This is a genomic window from Streptomyces sp. NPDC037288 (genome assembly GCF_055603265.1).
In genome coordinates, this window is sequence record NZ_JBVJVY010000005.1 from 275,409 (window position 1) to 290,515 (window position 15,107).

Below are 15,107 nucleotides of genomic sequence, written 5' to 3' on the forward strand. Positions count from 1 at the left end.
TCAAGGCGGCGTGCCTCCCCGCGAGCCGGGACGGGCACCGCCCGCTCACCCCGCCGGATCAGGGGGCCCCGTGTCGCCTACGGGCGGCGGCGGAGGCTCGCCGAAGCGGACGTCGATCTTCTCGAAGCCCTTGAAGGACTCCGTGGTCGCGTACGAGCGGTAGGCGCGCAGGTCACCCGTGGCGAGGTGGACGTGATCGGTGAAGGGTGTCAGCAGGCTGCGCGGCCACAGCCGCAGGCAGCGTACGGCGATGATCTCCGCTGTGGCCAGGTACACCGCGGCGGCGAGGTAGATCCAGGCGAGCAGGCCGAGCACGATGCCGAACATGCCGTAGGTCGCCGTGGCGCCCCGCAGCACGTGCCCGACGTAGTAGGAGCCGCACCACTGCAGTGCCTGCCAGGCGCATGCGGCTCCCAGGGCCGGCCCGTACGTCACGCGCAGCGGCAGCTCGCGTCGGGTCATCAGCCGGTAACTCAGCACGAGGAGGGCGGCGTCGAGGGCCACTGCCACGACTCCGACGGCGATCCTGATGCCGATGGCCAGGCGGGTTCCGAAGAGGGTGGCAGCGGATTCACCGGTGGACAGAGCCGTCGTCAGGCAGAGGCCGACCGCGAGCAGGAGCAGGAAGTACAGGCTCTTCACCCGTGAGCGCAGCGGGTCGGGACGGGCATGCCGCGGCACTGCGAAGATCTTGTTCAGTGCGTGCTGGACCGCCTGGGCGATTCCGAGGGCGCCGTACACGCTGCCGATGACACCTACCGCGACGGCGGCGCCGCTGCCGCGGAACGAGTGGATGTTGTGGCCGAGTTGGTCGCCGATCACCGGGAACTCGCCCAGTGCCGAGTGCAGCATCGAGTGCTGCAGCTGCGGATTGCCGTGCAGGGCGGCGCTGAGGATCGCGACCAGGAACAGAAGCAGCGGGAAGAGGGAGACGAAGCCGTAGTAGGCCATCAGTGCGGCCAGGTAGGTGGCCTGGTCGTCGAAGAACTTGTACACGACCGCGAGCGGCATCCCCGCCCACCGGTGCCGTCTCTGGTATCGGTCCAGCCGGGCCAGCACGTCCATGTGCCCTCCCACACCCTCGGGTGCGAGTCCGCGCGTCCGCGGAACACCTCAGCATTCCGGTGCCCCCGCCCGACGTCTCCCACACCGCCGCTCGGATGAGCCCCCGAGCCACGTCGAGGCGGACGCCCCGGGTTCGGCCCCTGGCCCCGTGGCCGACCCGGGCCCCACCAGGGCACTGGCCGCCGAGGGCGCCTACCACCAGACGCCGGCGCGCAGGGCCGCCCAGGTGGCGGGGCCCACGAGGCCGTCGGGGGCGAGCCCGGCATGCTGCTGGACCACGATGACCGCGCGTTCGGTCTGGGGGCCGTAGATGCCGTCGACAGGGAGGGGCGGGCGGTAGCTGGTGTTGGTGTCGATCAGGCACTGCACTTCGGCTACCCGCCGGTCCGGATAGGTCCTTCCGGACTGTACCGGTCCGATGCCCGAGTAGTAGGTGCAGGTGGCGGGACCCTTGGTCGCCGCGGCGGGCGTACGGGCCGGTGTGGCTGCGGATGACTCCGCGGTGGCGACCCCGCCGACGAGAAGCAACACGGTGAAGGTCAGCGGGGCACGGCGCTGTGAGGCCATGACCGACTCCTGTCCTGAGTTCTGGGGTGTGATGGCGTGGCGGACGTCGACGCTGGTGTCCGGGCGGCGAGCGCCGGGCCGGAGCGCTGTCGGCTTCCGGCCCGGCAGCGCCGGTCACTTGTGGCAGTCGATGTCGTTCAGCCACCACCGGTCGAGCGTTGACCAGGTGTTCGGGCCGATGATGCCGTCGGCGCTGAGGCCGGCACACTGCTGGAAGGCGTTGGTGGCGCTCTTGGTGCCCGAGCCGAAGACCCCGTCCAGGGGGCCTGGTGCAGTTGTCCGACACCGTGACGGGTGCACCGCGCGCCCGCCTCGCGGGCCATCACGGACCTGTGCGCGCGGTGGCGTTCAGCCCGGACGGGCGCGTGGCAGCCACCGGAAGCGACGACGACACGGCGCGGCTGTGGGACGTGGCCACCGGCAGGAACCGGGCCGTCTTCACCGGGCACTCCGACACCGTGGCTTCCGTGTCGTTCAGCCCCGATGGGAGCACCCTGGCCTCCGGTGGCCGCGACCGTACAGTCCGCGTGTGGGACGCCTCCGCGGGTCAGGCCGAGGTGGCCAGGGCGGAGACGGCCACCGTGTCGGCGATGGTGTTCACGGCTGACGCGCGCACGGTGGAGGTGGGTGACGTCGGTGGAGTCGTGCGGGACTGGAATGCGGTCAGCGAACACGTCGGCGGTGCGCGCACCGTGGGCCTGGGCGCGGTGACCTCGCTGAGTCTTCGCACAGACCGCCATGTGATGTCCGTCCTGACCAGCGCCGACGGTTCTACCGTGCGCGTGTGGGACATGACCGACCGCACGCTCCGGAGGACGGTACGCTGCCGGCCTCGGTCCGACACATGCGTGGCGGCGGCCCTCAGCCCCGACGGCCGGCTCCTCGCCGCGGGAGGCACCGGTACGACCGTGGGGCTGTGGGACGTGGCCACCGGCAAGCGCCGGGCAGTTCTCTCCGGGCACACAGACGTCGTTGTCGCGCTTGCGTTCAGCCGCGCCGGGCACACACTCGTCTCCGCTGCCGCCGATGGGACACTGCGGCTGTGGGACACGGCCACCGGGAAGGACACAGCCATCCTCACGGACATGGCGTCATCGGTGGCGTGGAGCCCGGATGGCCGCACTCCTCATCCGTGAACGCACTGGCCTTCGGCCCCGATCAACGCACGCTGGTCGCCGGCGGTGAAGACGGCAGGATCCGACGATGGAGACTGACCCTGCCCGGTCCGGCGGGAGCGATCGGCATGATCTGCCGAGCCGTCGGCCGGGACTTCACGCAGCAGGAACGCCACCGGTATCTGCAAGGCCCGCCCTTCGACGGGTAACGGGGGCTCAGGACAGATTGCCTGGTCAACTACCGTCGTCCCGAGCAGCGCTTCGCCGATCGGCGTATTCTTGGAATGCGAATTCTCCGGCCCGAGCGGAGGAGCCTTTCATGAGCACCAAAGGCATCGACGTGTCATCGGTCCAGCCGGATAGATACGACGTCTCAGGGCTCGACTTCGTGTTCATAAAGATCACAGAGGGTCACACTTACACGAACCCCAAGTGGGTCGCCCAGCGGGAGACCGCTCGCCGCGCCGGACTGGTCACCGGCTTCTACCACTTCGCCCGCCCAGGACCGTACGAGGTTCAGGCCGACTACTTCCTGTCGAAGATCAACCTCGCGGACGGTGACATCCTCGCCCTGGACTGGGAGGATCCAGGTCTGTCGGGAGCGTGGAAGGACGCATGGATCAAACGGGTGCAGCACAAAGCGCCCGGCCACAAGGTGATCCTGTATTGCAACCGCGATTTCTGGCTGAACCGTGACACGACCTCGTTCGCCGGTGACGGCCTGTGGATCGCTCAGTACAACGGTCATCCCGGAAAGCCCGACATCCGGCATCCCTGGGTCTTCCACCAGTACACCGACAAGCCCCTGGACAGGGATCTCGGGAACTTCAAGGACAAGGCAGAGCTGGTCGCATGGTGCTGACCGCCGACTCCCGCTGATCACTCGCCGCTCTGCGACGGCACGATGTGCACGATCCGCGGGGCCGAGTTGGAAATGCCCTTGATCCCGAAGTACGCGGTGGTCATGCTGGTCACCGCGGTGAAGGCGCTGCTGAGAATCGCCACCGAGTCCCGCGCGTCACGCGTCCACCAGATACCGATGACCGCGCTGACCGTGATGGCCAAGTCCCCGACCAGCACAGCGACACACCCGGTCAGGGACCGGGTCTTCTCGACCTTTTCGCTGAGCACGCTGGACAAAGCCGTCGAAGACATCATGACCCCCAGGGTGTGGCGAATCCGGCCGGAGTTTCCGCGCGAGCTGATCGCCAGGCGATCGCAGAACGAATCATCACCGGAGCCCACCCGACGGCCGAAACGGACGCGCCGGACCCGTAGCCCGCTTGGCCGCCGAGGAAGGGTCACCCACGGGCATTCCGGCGCGCCCGGTTCTCAGGAATTACCGTGCTGCCTGATCACGCACCGAAACTCGGCTCGCTGCGTGAGCTGTTGATTTTCCTTGGGGAATGAACGAAGCCGGGGCGGGCGGCAGCGAGGCCGGCCACTGTCTCGGGTACGACGAGGACCAGCAGCACGAGAAGCGGGATGTTCCATCCGCCGGTGGTGGTGCGGAGCAGGCCCGCGCTGAGGGGGCCGGTGGCCGCGAGGAGGCGCACTGCCGGTTGCGAAGCACCGTTGGCGACGATGACGACTGGGGCGAGGCGCTTTTGCAGCTCGTCCTTGAGAGCTTTGTACCGCGTCCGCATACCCGCGTTGACGGCGAGGATCTTCGCCCGCGCATCAGTGACGGAAACCGCACCCGCAACGGTTGCGGGGCTAGCCAGCGATGAGGAGGGATGGGTCAGGAGTGCTGTCGCCCCGGCGGCGGTCGCGCCGCCGACAAAGGCTCTGCGAGATGTCACTGTGTGCCTTCCCCCGGTAAGGGTGCTTTTCTTGTGAATCGCGCCCGACAACGAGGACGCTACTGCCCCAACTGGCCTGAAAACAGCGGAAGATGACACAGTGCTCACACATACGTGCCGTGCGAACAAATATCTGCGAACGAGCCAAGGTCGGCGGCCCCGAGATCTACCGCCAGTTCGGAGACAAGCAAGGGCTGCTGGCCGCGGCGGCCGACATCGGCTTCGAACGCTTCCTCGCCGCCAAAAGGCGCAATCCGCGCACCGATGATCCGGTGGCGGACCTGCGTACGGCCTGGGACAGCCATGTCACGTTCGCCCTGGCCAACCCGCACCTGTACCGGCTGATGTTCACGCCAACGGGAGAGCCCAAGCCGCAGGCGGTCAAGGAAGCGCAGGCCCTGCTCCTGGCGGCCCTGCGGCGCTGCGGCGACGCGGGGCGGCTTCGCATGTCCCCCGAGCTGGCAGGCCAGTCGATCCTGGCCGCCAACGTGGGGGTGTGCCTGATGATGCTGTCCTTTCCCGAGCAGTTCGGGGGGCTGGACATCTCCACGTCGGTGCGTGACGCCGTGATCGGAAAGGTCACCGGCGACGAGCAGGAGGACACTCGGATCAGCGCCGCGACCGTCCTGGCCCGCGCGCTGGCCGGCACCCTCACCGGGACAGCGCCTGTGGACAGCGCCACCATCGACAGCGTGGCCCGCGCGCTTCGGTCATAACCGACCGACGGCCCCCTCCTTCCGGCCCCTTGCCGGAAACCGGCGCAGGCGACCGCCGCTAGAGCGCGAGCTTGAACCCTTCATGGCTGCGTGCGAAGCCCAGTGCGGCATAGAAGCGGTGCGCGGCCTCACGCTGTTTGTTGCTGGTCAGCTGGACCAGCGCGCAGTCACGCGAGCGTGCCCTCGTGATCGCCTGCGCCATCAGGATCCGGCCGAGCCCATCCCCACGCCGGTCCGCGCGGATCCGCACCGCCTCGACCAGGGCGCGCTCGGCTCCGCCCTTGCCGAGTCCCGGGATGTAAGTCGCCTGCAGGCACCCCACCACCGTGGCGCGGTCGTCCACCAGGACCAGCATCTCGTTGCGCGGGTCCGTGTCGATCGCCTCGAAGGCGCGCTCATACGCCTCCGTCACCACAACCGTCGCCGGGTCTACCACCTGGTCCTCGTCAGCGAGCAGGGCCAGTACCGCAGGCAGGTCGGCACGGGTCGCAGGCCGCAGGGTAGGCGCAGCCGAAGGTTCAGTGGCAGGAGACATGGCACAGACCCTAACCCTCCAGGCGACCTGATCAGTTGCCGGCCTGGGCGGCGTCCGGGCGGGACGGATTCCAGAGCCGGTCGGCCTCACCGCGGGCGACATGGTCCTCGTAGATCCTCACCTTGTGCCGCATCACGTCCAAGGTCTCTTGCAGCTCCCGGATCTGCGCCTCCACACGCTGGCGAACAGGCCCTCCCGCTCCCGGCTGGTAGGTGGTGCGGACCGGGTAGTCCATGCCCGCTTGAGTGGTCATCTCGATGTGGCAGCCCAGAACCTGGGTGACCGGTCGGCGTTCGCAGAACTCGATCAAGCGGTCGACCTGTCCGGGCGAAGGCGGACCAGTCCTGGACGTAGAGCCGGCCGGGGTAGACCGTGTCGCCGGTGAGCAGGAACCCGGCCCACGGGTCGTAGAAGGTGACCGCTGCCTCGTGGTGCCCCGGGGTGGCGAGGCACTCGAGGACGCGGCCTCCCAGATCGACCCGCGCCACGGAGGTGGGGTCCTCGTCGAATCCGAAGTACTGCCAGGCGGTGGCGAGGTCGGCCCCGACCACGGTGGTGTCGGGGCGGTCGGCGAACTGGCCGTCGCCCGCGATGTGGTCGCCGTGGGGATGGGTGTGCAGCACCAGCAGGTGGTACCCCTGCCGGGGGTTTCGGGTGAGCCAGCCGTCGACGAGCTCGTCGGCCACCCGGCGCAGGGGGAAGAACTCGGCGGAAGCGGTGGCGCCGGTGTCCACCAACACCGCCTGTGCGTTTCCGAACAGCAGGAACAGGAACGGCGCCGCGTAGTTGATCGCCATGTTCTGCCGCAGGATGAACGTGTGCTCGTCGTACGCGTGGACCTGGATGTCCGGGTCGGTGTTGTGCTTGGCCGACGGCGAGCCGTGGATCCAGCGGACGTCCAACACCCGGGACCGGGGAACTGGCCGGCGAAATCGATGAAGGGTCTGCCTGCGTCCATGACGCCTCCTTGAGTGCGTCGTCTTGGCAGGCCGGGTACGTCGCACACCTCGTCCGGGGCAGGCACCTGTGAGCCGCCGCGGTGACGCTACCACGGCGCTGACCTGCTGCTCTTCGCCCTGCTCATCCCCGTGAGCGCGGTCAAGAGCCGATCGACACCCGGCCCGCGACTCGACGGCAGGAGGAAGGATGCGCCTTCGTCCGGGGCAACCCTCCGGAAGGTGAACACAGGGAATGGATGAGCCTCCGGCGGCCAGCGGCTGTTCGACAGGTCTTCACTGCCAGTCACCTGAAGGTCCCGGTGGTGCGGCTCTAGTCTCCTACCGCCTGATCAGAAAGGACCTGATCAGTGGACAACCTCCCCGCTCTCCGCTCACCCAGGAGGTCCACCGTGTCCTTGCTGTCCCGCATCAAGCGCTCGCGCCGGGCGTTCTCCCTCGCAACCGCCCTCCCCGCCGCCCTGGTCGGGGTGTGGGTCGCCGCGCCCGCCGCGCAGGCCGCCGCACTCCCCGCACCCGACCACGTGGTCGTGGTGGTGTTCGAGAACCACTCCTACGAACAGGTCATCGGCAGCACGAGCGCCCCGTACCTGAACAACACACTGAAGGCCGGCGGCGGCAACCTCACCAACTCCTTCGCCATCACCCACCCCAGCCAGCCCAACTACCTGGACCTGTTCTCCGGCAACAACCAGGGCATCACCAACGACAACTGCTACACCCCCCAGTTCAGCAGCGCCGCCAACCTCGGCTCCGAACTCATCGCCGCCGGCAAGACCTGGGCCAGCTACAACGAAGGCCTGCCCTCCCAGGGCTCCACGGTGTGCACCAACTCCGCCACCAAGTACGCCCGCAAACACAACCCCTGGTTCGCCTTCAGCAACGTCCCCCTGAACACGGCACACACCTTCGCGCAGTTCCCCACGGACTACACGACCCTGCCGAAGATCTCCTTCGTCACCCCGAACCTGTGCAACGACATGCACGACTGCTCCATCACGACGGGCGACACCTGGCTGCAGAACAACCTCGGTGCCTACGCCACCTGGGCCCAGACACACAACAGCATCCTGGCCGTCACCTTCGACGAGGACGACAGCTCCCACAGCAACCACATCGCCACCGTGTTCTACGGCGCCCACGTCGCACCGGGCAGCTCCACCTCCACCCACTACAACCACTACGACACTCTGCGCACCCTTGAGGACCTGGCCGGTCTGACGACCCACGCCGGAGCCGCGGCCGGCGCCTCCGACATCACCGGCATCTGGAACTGACCCCGGGGACAATCCAGCACCACACCGATCCCCAGCCGTGACACAGCATCAAGGCCGCCGTCTCCCAGGAGGCGGCGGCCCCGCGCGTCACAGCACGTTGACCGCGCTCCAGGCGGCGGCCACGGTGGCGTACTCGGAGCCGGTGGCGCCGTAGAGGTCCTTCGCCGCGTTCAGAGTCGCGGTGCGGGCGCCCCTGTAGTCCGTGGTGGAGGTCATGTAGACGGTCAGCGCCCGGTACCAGATGGCGGAGGCCTTCTGGTTGCCGATGCCGGCGACGGTGGAGCCGTTGCAGGTGGGGCTGTTGTAGGAGACGCCGTTGACGGTCTTGGCGCCGCTGCCCTCGCTCGCCAGGTAGAACCAGTGGTTGCCGACGCCCGAGGAGTAGTGCACGTCGAGGCGGCCGACCGACTTCGACCAGCAGTCGGCGGAGTGGCCGTCCAGGGACGGCTTGTCGAAGCGGCGCAGCCACGGCGGGGTGGACTGGTCGCTGAAGAGGTAGTCGGGGGTGTCGACCGGGTTGTCGGCGTACCACTCGACCATGGTGCCGAGGATGTCGCTGGTGGCTTCGTTCAGGCCGCCGGACTCACCGCTGTAGCGCAGGTTGGCGGTGGCCGAGGTGACGCCGTGGGTCATCTCGTGGCCCATGGTGTCGAGGTCGACCTGCTCGGGGTCGGTGGTGCCGTTGCCGTCGCCGGTCATCATGCAGAAGCAGGAGTCCGACCACTGGGCGTTGTCCCAGTTGGTGCCGACGTGGACGAAGACGGTGGCGCCGCGGCCGTCGTTCTTGATGCCGTTGCGGCCGAAGGTCGCCTTGTAGTAGTCGAACGTCTCCGCGGTGTTGGCGTGCGCGTCGACGGCGGCGGTGGCTCGGTCGGTGGAGAACTTCCTGCCGTCGCCCCAGATGTTGTCGGCGTCGGTGAACAGGGTGCCGGAGGAGCTTTTCAGGGAGGAGGACGAGAGGTTGTGCGCGTCCTTGGTGATGTGGCCGCGCACCGGGTCGATCAGGGCGAAGGTGCCGTCGGCCTGCTGGGTGGTGTCAATGCGGACGTCACCGGTGTACTCGGAGTGGCCGGTGCCGGTCGCCTCGCGCTCGGCCTCGTAGTTCTCGATGCCCTTGCCGGTGGTGGCGTCGGTGACGAAGACCTCGCCGTGCGGCTGGCCCTTGTCGCCCAGGCCCTGCACGGTGGTGCGCCAGGCCAGGCGGGGGGTGCCGTCGGCAGCCCACACGATCAGCTCGGGGGTGGTCCTGGCGTTGCGCACCAACCCGTGCGAGCGCTTCAGGGCGCTGGCCGCGGTGCCTCTGGCGTCGACGGCGGGAGTGACGGACTTGAGCGCCACCTTGTGGGCCTTGGCGCGGGTGGATCCCTTGAGCGAGCCGTCGGCTCTCTGGTGGACGACGAAGTCGCCGCCGACGACGGGGAGGCCACGGTAGGCGCGCTCGAAGCGGACGTGCTGGGTGCCGTCGGCGTCGATCACGACGTCCTTCACGTGGAGCGTCTGGCCCGGGCCGAAGCCGAAGGTGTCGGCGTGCCGGGTCACGTTCGCCTTGGCCTGGGATATCGCCGTGTCGCGGACGGAGGTTCCGCGCTGCACCGCATGGGTCTGCGAGTGCGCAGGTATGGCCATGGCACCGGTGCTGATGACTCCGGCCGCGACCATCGCGGAAAGGGCAAGAAGAGGACGGGACATGACGGGGTGATTCCTTCGCTCGTCGTGGGGTGACGACGTCCTTGGACGTTGACGCGAAGTGTTCAACAAGTGACATGTCCCTGACGTGACTTCATCTGGGATATAGCCGCGGAGCTATAGGGCACGCGCAGTCGTGGCCGGGCCGGTCACCTGCGCTCGCCCAGGGCGAACTCCTCTCCCCCGTCCTCCCACCAGGCCATGTACTGCGGCCGCTGCCGCACCAGCGACAGATAGGCGGCCAGCAGACGCCCGCACGCCGCGTCGACCAGCTCGGGCGGAACCGATTCCGTGTTCCAGGCCAGCAGCAGGCGCCGGTGGAACGGGACGTCCACGAGCGGCCGCTGCACGGTCCCCTGGGCGCAGACATCGGCGGTCGGCCACACACCGCAGACGGCACGCCGGCCGGCGACCAGGATCTGCGCCACGGAAAGGTCCGGCGTCACATGGGCGATCCGCGGAGTGAATCCCGCCGCCTGGCAGGTGAGATGCAGGTACGCGTGCACACCGCTCTCGTCGGCCTCCGGCATGACCCAGTCCTCGCCCGCCAGCTCATGGAGAGCGACCGTTTCCTTGTACGCCAGCGGGTGGTCCTCGGCGAGCAGGACGAAGACCGGTTCGCGGAGCAGTGTGCGCGTCGCCACCGACTCGCCGACCGGGAGGGGGAAGCCGGGGAACTCTCCGAACACCGCGATGTCGCATTTCGACAGGCTCAGCGATTTCATCAGGGTGTGCACCGAACGGCGGGCATCTAGGGTGAGCCGTCGTTCCGGAACGAGTTCGAAGAGGGCGGAGATCAGCAGGGACACCAGAGGGGCGGCGGTTCCGCCCGCCCTCAGCGGGGCAGTGGCCTGTCTGTCCGCCTCGGCCGCCGATCGCGCGTGCTCGCGCAGCCGGTCGAAGCCGACGACGAGGTCACGGGCGCAGCGCAGGACGTACTGTCCGTTCTCGTTCGGCTTCACGCCGTCGGCACTGCGGATGAAGAGCGGTCCGCCCAGCTCGTGTTCGATCCGCTTGAGCTGAGCGCTCGTGGCCGGCTGGGAGAGCTGCAGCCGTGCGGCGGCCTTGCGGATGCTGCCGGCCTCGGCGACAGTGAGCAGGATACGGAGGTGCCGGAACTCGAGGTGCATGAACATTCCCCGCTCAGCGCGGGGGATCTCTGCACCCCCGTGACCAGCAGAACCAATTGCCCGACGGCATGGTGACCAAGAGTCTGACGGGCCCCTGGGGGCGACAACCACGGGACGGTAAAACTTACGCGCCGACCACTGTCCCTGACGGACCGTCCGGCCGACGGGGACCTGTACGTTCGTGCCGTACGTGCTCTCCGGCGGCAAGGGCGGGAGCGGCGCGAGGCCCGCAGCGCCGCCCGCATCGCCCACCCCAACGTGATCGTCGTGCACGACGTCGTGGAGAACGACGGACGTCCGTGCATGGTCATGGAGTACGTCCCCGGCCACTCCGTGACCCGTCCGCTCGCTCTGTGACCTCGCTCGGCCGCCCCCGCTCACCGCGCAGCGGGACAGCCGTGTTCACTCTTCGGTCTCGCCTGCAGCGGTGCCCAGCCCGGTACAGGAGAGGCCCGGTGGTCGCGCCGACGCCGCGGGCTGCTGGACGGTCAGACCGCGGTCTTGGTCTTGATGAGCGGCGCGTCCCGCGTGAACTTCCGGAACCCGACGCTGTAGTACAGCCCGCGCGCCTGGGGATGCCCCGGCGCACCCAGGCAGGCGACCGTCACATGAGTGGCCCCGGCCGCCCGCGCCAGACGCATCCCGTGCAGAAGCATCGCCCGTGCCAGCCCCAGACGCCGGTAGTCCGGATGCGTCCCGACCGGCTCGAACTGAGCGGTCCTGTTCGCTTCGTCGAGCCACATGATCGTCGAGGATGCCATCGTTCCGTCCGGCGCCTCCACCAGGATGTGCAGGTCGCCGCGATACCCCGCCGCCTGCCGGACGCCCCGGTAGCCCCCGGCCGTGTACGTCGACGGAGCCCACGCGTCCAGATGGGCCTGGACCGCGGCCTCCGGCCCGGCCTCGTCGGCGGTGCGGAACCGGAATCCGTCCGGCAGCACCGGCTGTTCCACGTCGGTGAGGTCCCGCTCGTTGAGCTGCGTCCAGGACCCGGCGTCGCCGAGCGAGGACGGGTCGGTCTCATAGCCGTACGCCGCCCATCGCTTCAGGGCGAACTCATCGGCGGCGCTCGGCATCACACTACGCTCGACGCCCGCCGCCGTACCGTCGTACCAGTCGATCACCTCGTCGACCAGCTCGGCGTGGTGGGGATGGACCTGATACGCCAGACAGGCGCCGGTGACGTCCTTCACCGACCCGTCGCTCCGCCCCACCCGGTGCGGAAGACGGACCCAGCCCCACGCCACCAGATCCCCGCCGGAGAACCACAGCCGACGCCGCCAGCTCGCGCCCTCACCGGAGTGTCCCCTGCCCCAGTTCCAGGCCAGCTCCCCGAACGACGCGTCGCTGTTCACCAGGTCCGGGCGGACGGCGGTGACACGCTGCGCCAGACCCTGCATGAGCCGTAGGTCCGCGGCGGTCACCAGCTCGATGTTCGCCATAGTGCGCCACTGTGCCAGGACCCCGCCAACCGGTCGAACCGTTTGTGAGCCCGGCGGTCTCAGTGGAGGCAGAGGCAGAACGGATGGCCGGCCGGGTCCGCGTAGATCCGCCAGTTGGCCTCCGGTCGGAGCTGGTCCGTCCGCTCCAGCACGGTCGCGCCGAGGGCGAGCGCCCGCTTCTCCTCCCCCTCGAGGTCGTCCACGTCGAAGTCCAGGTGGAGCTGCTGCGGGCGCTGCTGGCCGGGCCATTCGGGCGGCCGGTAGCCGTCCACCCGCTGGCAGGCCAGCGGCGTCCCCTCGAACCCGTGCACCTCGACCCAGTCAGGATCCTCGGGGTCCGCGATCACCCGGCCGCCGAGCAGTTCCGCGTAGAACTCCGCGAGCCGTACCGGATCGGCGCAGTCCAGCGCGACCGCCTGCAGCTTTCGAATCACTTCCGGCACTCCTCGCTCTTCGACCGCTTCCGCGACGCCCGGTACGGACGAAGGCGTACCCACCGCAGCGGCGGACATGCGCGGCGGCGCGCCGGACCGCCGCCGGCCCCGTGCCAGGGGTGGTCGACGGCGGGCGAACACCTCGGCCTGCTGGGCCGGCCGCTCGGCCCGGCCGCGCGGATCGTCGGGGCCGAACACACGCGCCGCCGCGCCGCCGCACGTGCCGGGCACGGGCCAGGGTGCGCATGGCGGCGGTATCGGCTTCACACGAACGCCCTGGGGCTCCGCTGCACCTGCACGGCCCATGCGATCACCTCAGCGGCTCGCACGCGGCGTCCGCGGTGCACGCGATCAGCTGAGCTTGAGGTGGGCGCCGATCTCCCCGGCGACCTCGGGGTGGGCGAGATACTCCGCGATGCCGTGGGCCTGGTCGCGGGCGTTGATGACGGCGTCGTCGGTCACCGCACCCGCCCATGTGCCGGCCAGCGGGCACCCGATGGTCACCGCGTCGGACGGGTACCACGCGTTCAGCCAGTCGGTCACCGAGTCGGGGCGCTTCGGACCACCGATGAGCAGCCTCTTGTACACGCTGTCCAGCCCCAACGGGCTGCCCGCCGTGGTGAGGTGGATCGTACGCAGCCCGGGCGCGAGCCGGGTGGTGAGGTCCATGCCGACCACCGTGCCGAGGCTGTGGCTGACGAGTATCACCTCCCCCTCCTCCGGGAACGTGTCCACGACACAGTCCAGAACCGCGTCCCTGACGCGACGGTCGTCGAGATACGCGGCCACGTCATGGAGGACGAGGGCGATGGTCCACGCGTCGAGGTCGCTCCTCGCGGCCAGCCAGCGCAGCTGGCGATGGAGGTCCCCGACGATGTCGGCCACGGCGATCCGCTCGACGTCCGGCTGCCTCTCCTGCGGGATGTTCCACCGGACGGCGGCCTCGCCGATCATCTCCTCGTACACCGCCCGGGCCGTGGGCGACGCGGGAAGCACCGCCTCCGCCGGGGAGAGACTGGTGGTCTCAGCGGCACGTGGCACAGCCTCCTGCGCCGGGAGCGCCTGCACCAGGCGATCGCCGTAGTAGGGGAACCAGGCGTCGGCCGGGTCGACCGGCGGGAGTCCGGCGCGGACGAGTCCCTGGTTGAGGCCGGCCGTCCACTCTCGGCGCAGGTTTTCCGGGTCCTTGTCCTGCTGGGAGCGCCCGTGCAGGAAGACGAGATGGCGCTCGCCACCGAACGCGCCCTCCCGGGCCCGCAGGCCCGTGTGCCTGACCGCCGTCGCGGCGGCCGGTGACGGCACGGCGCCTGCGGACACCTGAACCGGCGCGGCGGACTCCGCCGGCACCGGGCTCAGACCCGACTCGGCGCCCATGTCCGCCAGTGGGCCCGACCGGGCGTCGGAGGGCAGCTGTGCGAGGTACCGCAGGATGGAGCTGATGCGCACACCCTCGTTGGCGACCCAGTCGACCGCGTCGTCGCCGTCACCCGGCTGCCACACCTGCCCGTCGCTGCGCAGGACGCGTCCCTGGTCGTCGGTCTTCGGCACCCCGCTGTGATGGAGGGCGACGACCTCCCACTGATCGTTGAAGACGGGGAGCCGGAATTGCCGGGCTCGGTGTCCGTCTTGTAGTGGAGGAAGTCGTCGAGCCGCACCTGGAGCATGTTGTCGCGGACGGCGATCTCCTTCAGGCGCCCCATCGGGTGGCCGACCACGTTGACCGGTTCACCGACGACCAGCTTGCCCGGTTGGGCGCTGAGCCGGTTCCAGCCGAACGTCTCGCCCGGCGGCCGCCCGCCCGGGTCCGGGGCGACCGGCACCAGGGCGAAGTCCAGGTGCTCGTCGGCCACGAAAAACGCGTCCGGGTCCAGCTCCAGCCGCGTCGGCGGCTGCGGGGTGTTGTCGATGCTGACCTGGGCGTCGAACTCGACGAAGCACTGCCGGGCCGCCTCCGCGTCGGTGAGCACATGATGGTTGGTCATCAGCAGGCTCGGCGACACCAGGAAGCCGGTGCCCAGCGGGAGTTCGCGGCCGTTCTCCCGTACCGAAATCCGGGCGACGGTTCGCGCCGCCCGGGCGCCACGCGGCAGGAAGCTCCACGCCTGCAGTTCCTTGGACACCCCGAGGATGCGCTCGTAGGCGTCGGGCGTGGTCAGCGGTTCCTTGCGCACGGCTTCCACGGCCATGGCGGCGGGCACCGCGTGCCGGTCCAGCAGACGCGTGGCGCGCGCGGCGAGGGCCTGCTGCGAGTCGGGGAACGGTACGCCGGCCTCCATCTGCCGCTCTACGGCACTGCGCTCGTCGCTGGTCGCGCGGTACCGGTCGGCGGCCGCGGCGACTTGGCGTGCGCGCTGCTGATCCGTCCGCTCCGTCGCGTGCATC

General features: G+C 69.5%; 17 protein-coding genes and 1 riboswitch. Of the genes, 5 read left to right on the plus strand and 12 right to left on the minus strand.

The genetic code is table 11. The features are described 5' to 3' along the window. Nucleotides 1-45: 45 nt before the first annotated feature. The 3 genes from ACZ7GZ_RS08700 to ACZ7GZ_RS08710 form a co-directional block, all read right to left on the minus strand. Nucleotides 46-1,065 carry a YihY/virulence factor BrkB family protein gene (locus tag ACZ7GZ_RS08700; RefSeq protein ID WP_471022157.1) on the minus strand — a complete coding sequence of 340 codons (1,020 nt, stop codon included), beginning with the start codon at nucleotides 1,063-1,065 and terminating at the stop codon, nucleotides 46-48. A 192-nt stretch (nucleotides 1,066-1,257) separates the two neighbouring features. Further along, nucleotides 1,258-1,632, minus strand: a complete 375-nt coding sequence (locus tag ACZ7GZ_RS08705) for a peptidoglycan-binding domain-containing protein (protein ID WP_471022159.1) — start codon at nucleotides 1,630-1,632, stop codon at nucleotides 1,258-1,260. Between the two features lie 114 nt (nucleotides 1,633-1,746). Further along, entirely contained in the window at nucleotides 1,747-1,932 is a 186-nt protein-coding gene (locus ACZ7GZ_RS08710; protein ID WP_471022161.1) for a peptidoglycan-binding domain-containing protein, read from the minus strand. Between the two features lie 65 nt (nucleotides 1,933-1,997). Between ACZ7GZ_RS08710 and ACZ7GZ_RS08715 the strand changes: the two genes are divergently transcribed. The 3 genes from ACZ7GZ_RS08715 to ACZ7GZ_RS08725 all read left to right on the plus strand — a co-directional run bounded on the left by ACZ7GZ_RS08715 (nucleotide 1,998) and on the right by ACZ7GZ_RS08725 (nucleotide 3,609). Then, on the plus strand, nucleotides 1,998-2,768 hold the full coding sequence (locus tag ACZ7GZ_RS08715) for a WD40 repeat domain-containing protein (RefSeq protein ID WP_471022234.1): 771 nt from the start codon (nucleotides 1,998-2,000) through the stop codon (nucleotides 2,766-2,768). After that, on the plus strand, nucleotides 2,765-2,956 hold the full coding sequence (locus tag ACZ7GZ_RS08720) for a hypothetical protein (protein ID WP_471022163.1): 192 nt from the start codon (nucleotides 2,765-2,767) through the stop codon (nucleotides 2,954-2,956). The genes ACZ7GZ_RS08715 and ACZ7GZ_RS08720 overlap by 4 nt, the downstream gene beginning before the upstream one ends. Nucleotides 2,957-3,066: 110 nt before the next feature. After that, on the plus strand, nucleotides 3,067-3,609 hold the full coding sequence (locus ACZ7GZ_RS08725) for a glycoside hydrolase family 25 protein (protein WP_471022164.1): 543 nt from the start codon (nucleotides 3,067-3,069) through the stop codon (nucleotides 3,607-3,609). A gap of 17 nt (nucleotides 3,610-3,626) precedes the next feature. On the opposite strand, the gene ACZ7GZ_RS08730 is transcribed toward ACZ7GZ_RS08725, so the two are convergent. Beyond that, complete coding sequence (locus ACZ7GZ_RS08730; protein WP_471022165.1) at nucleotides 3,627-3,905, minus strand: hypothetical protein; 279 nt, start codon at nucleotides 3,903-3,905, stop codon at nucleotides 3,627-3,629. A gap of 197 nt (nucleotides 3,906-4,102) precedes the next feature. Further along, nucleotides 4,103-4,549, minus strand: coding sequence for a twin-arginine translocation signal domain-containing protein (locus ACZ7GZ_RS08735; RefSeq protein WP_471022166.1), 447 nt, complete (start codon nucleotides 4,547-4,549; stop codon nucleotides 4,103-4,105). Between the two features lie 119 nt (nucleotides 4,550-4,668). Here ACZ7GZ_RS08735 and ACZ7GZ_RS08740 point away from each other — a divergent pair, with 119 nt between their 5' ends. Continuing rightward, nucleotides 4,669-5,265 (plus strand): TetR/AcrR family transcriptional regulator, encoded by a 597-nt coding sequence (locus ACZ7GZ_RS08740; RefSeq protein ID WP_471022167.1) that lies wholly within the window; start codon nucleotides 4,669-4,671, stop codon nucleotides 5,263-5,265. Between the two features lie 58 nt (nucleotides 5,266-5,323). Here ACZ7GZ_RS08740 and ACZ7GZ_RS08745 read toward each other — a convergent pair whose 3' ends face one another. Beyond that, nucleotides 5,324-5,800, minus strand: coding sequence for a GNAT family N-acetyltransferase (locus tag ACZ7GZ_RS08745; RefSeq protein ID WP_471022169.1), 477 nt, complete (start codon nucleotides 5,798-5,800; stop codon nucleotides 5,324-5,326). An 86-nt stretch (nucleotides 5,801-5,886) separates the two neighbouring features. Next, nucleotides 5,887-6,705 (minus strand): MBL fold metallo-hydrolase, encoded by an 819-nt coding sequence (locus ACZ7GZ_RS08750; RefSeq protein ID WP_471022171.1) that lies wholly within the window; start codon nucleotides 6,703-6,705, stop codon nucleotides 5,887-5,889. 65 nt (nucleotides 6,706-6,770) lie between these two features. Further along, a riboswitch (guanidine-III (ykkC-III) riboswitch) is annotated at nucleotides 6,771-6,838 on the minus strand. 310 nt (nucleotides 6,839-7,148) lie between these two features. On the opposite strand from ACZ7GZ_RS08750, the gene ACZ7GZ_RS08755 reads away from it, so the two are divergent. Beyond that, nucleotides 7,149-8,033 carry an alkaline phosphatase family protein gene (locus ACZ7GZ_RS08755; protein WP_471022172.1) on the plus strand — a complete coding sequence of 295 codons (885 nt, stop codon included), beginning with the start codon at nucleotides 7,149-7,151 and terminating at the stop codon, nucleotides 8,031-8,033. A gap of 87 nt (nucleotides 8,034-8,120) precedes the next feature. Here the strand turns inward: ACZ7GZ_RS08755 and ACZ7GZ_RS08760 are convergent, their stop codons facing one another. The 5 genes from ACZ7GZ_RS08760 to ACZ7GZ_RS08780 all read right to left on the minus strand — a co-directional run bounded on the left by ACZ7GZ_RS08760 (nucleotide 8,121) and on the right by ACZ7GZ_RS08780 (nucleotide 15,106). Then, nucleotides 8,121-9,722 (minus strand): M4 family metallopeptidase, encoded by a 1,602-nt coding sequence (locus tag ACZ7GZ_RS08760; protein ID WP_471022174.1) that lies wholly within the window; start codon nucleotides 9,720-9,722, stop codon nucleotides 8,121-8,123. A gap of 146 nt (nucleotides 9,723-9,868) precedes the next feature. After that, on the minus strand, nucleotides 9,869-10,849 hold the full coding sequence (locus ACZ7GZ_RS08765; RefSeq protein WP_471022175.1) for a LysR family transcriptional regulator: 981 nt from the start codon (nucleotides 10,847-10,849) through the stop codon (nucleotides 9,869-9,871). A gap of 488 nt (nucleotides 10,850-11,337) precedes the next feature. Then, a complete protein-coding gene (locus tag ACZ7GZ_RS08770) occupies nucleotides 11,338-12,291 on the minus strand; it encodes a GNAT family N-acetyltransferase (protein ID WP_471022178.1) in 954 nt (317 codons plus the stop codon). A gap of 59 nt (nucleotides 12,292-12,350) precedes the next feature. Beyond that, nucleotides 12,351-12,725, minus strand: a complete 375-nt coding sequence (locus ACZ7GZ_RS08775) for a VOC family protein (RefSeq protein WP_471022235.1) — start codon at nucleotides 12,723-12,725, stop codon at nucleotides 12,351-12,353. A gap of 1,352 nt (nucleotides 12,726-14,077) precedes the next feature. Continuing rightward, nucleotides 14,078-15,106: a trypsin-like serine peptidase gene (locus tag ACZ7GZ_RS08780; RefSeq protein WP_471022179.1), complete on the minus strand. Its 1,029-nt coding sequence runs from the start codon at nucleotides 15,104-15,106 to the stop codon at nucleotides 14,078-14,080. Nucleotide 15,107 lies beyond the last annotated feature (1 nt).